This window comes from Vibrio scophthalmi LMG 19158 (assembly GCF_000222585.1).
Lineage (GTDB): Bacteria > Pseudomonadota > Gammaproteobacteria > Enterobacterales > Vibrionaceae > Vibrio > Vibrio scophthalmi.
Genome location: NZ_AFWE01000145.1, coordinates 1 through 2,341, shown reverse-complemented (window position 1 = coordinate 2,341; position 2,341 = coordinate 1). Strand labels below are relative to the sequence as shown.

Sequence of the window (2,341 nt, the reverse complement as noted above, 5' to 3'; positions counted from 1 at the left end):
ACGTGCAAAGAAACTCTGGACGCCACTGTCAATGATGCAGTCTATTTGTGACGAGCTAGGTATTGACCGCCAGCGCTCAGCGGTAGCGTGTCAGGATTCAATCATCGAAGCGTTAGCGCTTGAAAATCGCCCTCTTTTCATCGATGAAGCGGACTATGTGGTTGAGTCAGCGGCAATGGTTGAAGCGATTCGTGACATTCACGATATGTCAATGGTGCCAGTGATTCTGATTGGTATGAAGAACTTTGCGAAGAAGATTAAACGCTTTCCTCAGTTCGATAACCGAGTGATGCAATGGGTAGAGTTTGCGCACTGTGATATGGAAGACGCACGTAAAATCGTGAGCGCCATGTCAGACAAGGTGGAAATTGCTGACGACTTACTTGAGGCATTGGTGGCGGAAAGTAAAGGTGAAGTACGACGCATTGTGGTTGGCCTTTACCAAATCGAAATTTACGCCGTAAACAACGATAAAAAGACATTGAGCTTGAAAGAATTTAAAGGTCAGTTCCACTTAGGCCATGCGGGGGTTTAATCATGGATATCTATGAATTAGGTGAACATGCTCAAGAAATGAGCTCACAACATGAAGATATTCATGCTTTCCGAGGCAATGAGGATGTCTATCGCCAAGGGACCGTCATTATAAGCATTCTTCTTCACCTCCCAGAGGAAGTGAGTCCGGTTACAGATGACTATGAGGGTGATTTTAAACATATCATGATCAACCCTTGCACTAAGGAAAGCTGGAAGAACGGCTATCGACTAGCAAGACAGATAAAAAATTCGGTTATCGCTAAATATCAAGGTTAACAAGATGAAAAGAACATTCTTTAACTCAGGCCCTCGCCGTAAGGTTTGGATGTCAATGCGCATACTACGCACTTTTAGCCAGGCAGATTTGATTATCACCACCGAAGGGAGTTACCGCACCGTGCGTCGTTATTTAAGCGCTTTAATCAAGGCCGGATATATTCGTCAGCAAGGCCGTGGTCAATCCGCTAAATATCAACTGCTGCGCAATACAGGGCCAAAGCCGCCAGCCATTAAAGGCGATGCGCTTTTCGACCAGAACACGGGAGAGCGTTATGAGTTGGCTTGAAGCACTACAAACACGCGCCAACCTCGTGCCGCTAACCGTGATAGCAAAAGAGGTTGGATATTCCAAAAGCACCATTAGCCGAGTATTGAACGGCTCATATGGTGGGGATATCGAAGCGGTTAAGCACGCAGTGCAAGACGCTTATTTATTTAAAAAGGTGGAATGCCCACTACTTGGTGAGATTGAACGCAAGCAATGCGAGCAGAACCAAAACCGCCCCTTTGCTGCGACGAACCCGATGAGAGTTCAATTACACCACACATGCAAGAGCTGCACTTATCGCACTCAAGGAGGTGCACTATGTCATTAACTGAGGGGATTATCTGGTTGGCGGGAAGCAGGGTAAAAACCAGCCGAACCATTGGACGTTCGAGAGTGTTTGAGTGCGACTATGAGCCCTTATTGACTCATGGACGCGTCAAACAGTTTATTGGCGAAGTCGAGCCTACCTTGATGCAGACAAGCCGTGGAACCATCGCGGTGGTGCGTATCGGCAAGGACATTATCTTTTGGAATCGAGAACGTATTGCGCAGGTGCCTAATGACAGAATCCCCTAACTACCTGCGTGAAGCACGAATCGCGGTACTACTGGAAAAGCGAAGGCATTACCTCGCGGCAGGTATCCAGTGGTTGAAAGCCAGCGCACTGGCTAAAAACAGAATTAACCAGCATTGGGCTGATGCCCGTGCAGAGTATTGCAATAAATACAGCGCCAAGGAGGCGTAAACAAATGAGTAACGATAAAAAAATCAAGATGGCGCAAGTGGTCGTAAGTGTTGGTTTTGATGGTGACCGCTTTGTGGTTCAAGGCGAGATTAACGGCGGCGGAGCTGAAAAGCTCGCGTGCTTTGCAGCCTCGGCTATCTCTGGCGCTATCTTGCCTATCGTACACAACACAACGACGCAAATTGCTCAGCTTTACAACGAAGTGGGCGAAGAAATGTATGACCTAGTACAAGCCTCTGTTGATGAGCAAGAAGCTGAGGAAGCGAAAGTAAAAGCTGGCGCTGAAACTCAAACCGAATCAACTAACGTAACCCATTAAGGATTAGAAGATGACTACACAAAAAATTGATACACCAGAAGGCTACCTAAAAGATCGCAAAGGTCGCCTAGTTCCTGAGAACCTTGTTGAAGCGCATGACCTTGAGATGAATGATTTTGTGATCCGTATGGTTCAAAAGGCAAAAGAGCAGCAAGAGCTATTGCGCCAATTCAAAGTTGAAGGCTTTGCTGAG

At 46.8% G+C, this 2,341-nt stretch carries 8 protein-coding genes; all 8 read left to right on the top strand.

The window, feature by feature from the left end:
- Window positions 1–535, top strand: a 535-nt coding sequence (locus RH88_RS11590; protein ID WP_005596080.1) for an AAA family ATPase, incomplete at its 5' end; no start/stop codon positions are given.
- A gap of 2 nt (window positions 536–537) precedes the next feature.
- Complete coding sequence (locus tag RH88_RS11585) at window positions 538–813, top strand: hypothetical protein (protein ID WP_005596078.1); 276 nt, start codon at window positions 538–540, stop codon at window positions 811–813.
- Window positions 814–817: 4 nt separating this feature from the next.
- A complete protein-coding gene (locus RH88_RS11580) occupies window positions 818–1,102 on the top strand; it encodes a hypothetical protein (RefSeq protein WP_005596076.1) in 285 nt (94 codons plus the stop codon).
- Window positions 1,089–1,412: a helix-turn-helix domain-containing protein gene (locus tag RH88_RS11575; RefSeq protein WP_005596074.1), complete on the top strand. Its 324-nt coding sequence runs from the start codon at window positions 1,089–1,091 to the stop codon at window positions 1,410–1,412. The genes RH88_RS11580 and RH88_RS11575 overlap by 14 nt, the downstream gene beginning before the upstream one ends.
- Window positions 1,403–1,660 carry a hypothetical protein gene (locus tag RH88_RS11570; protein WP_005596073.1) on the top strand — a complete coding sequence of 86 codons (258 nt, stop codon included), beginning with the start codon at window positions 1,403–1,405 and terminating at the stop codon, window positions 1,658–1,660. Before RH88_RS11575 ends, RH88_RS11570 begins: the two co-directional genes overlap by 10 nt.
- Window positions 1,644–1,829, top strand: coding sequence for an ANR family transcriptional regulator (locus RH88_RS11565; RefSeq protein WP_005596072.1), 186 nt, complete (start codon window positions 1,644–1,646; stop codon window positions 1,827–1,829). The genes RH88_RS11570 and RH88_RS11565 overlap by 17 nt, the downstream gene beginning before the upstream one ends.
- 4 nt (window positions 1,830–1,833) lie before the next feature.
- On the top strand, window positions 1,834–2,148 hold the full coding sequence (locus tag RH88_RS11560; protein WP_005596071.1) for a hypothetical protein: 315 nt from the start codon (window positions 1,834–1,836) through the stop codon (window positions 2,146–2,148).
- A gap of 10 nt (window positions 2,149–2,158) precedes the next feature.
- A partial coding sequence (locus RH88_RS11555) for a DUF3164 family protein (protein ID WP_005596070.1) occupies window positions 2,159–2,341 on the top strand: 183 nt, incomplete at its 3' end.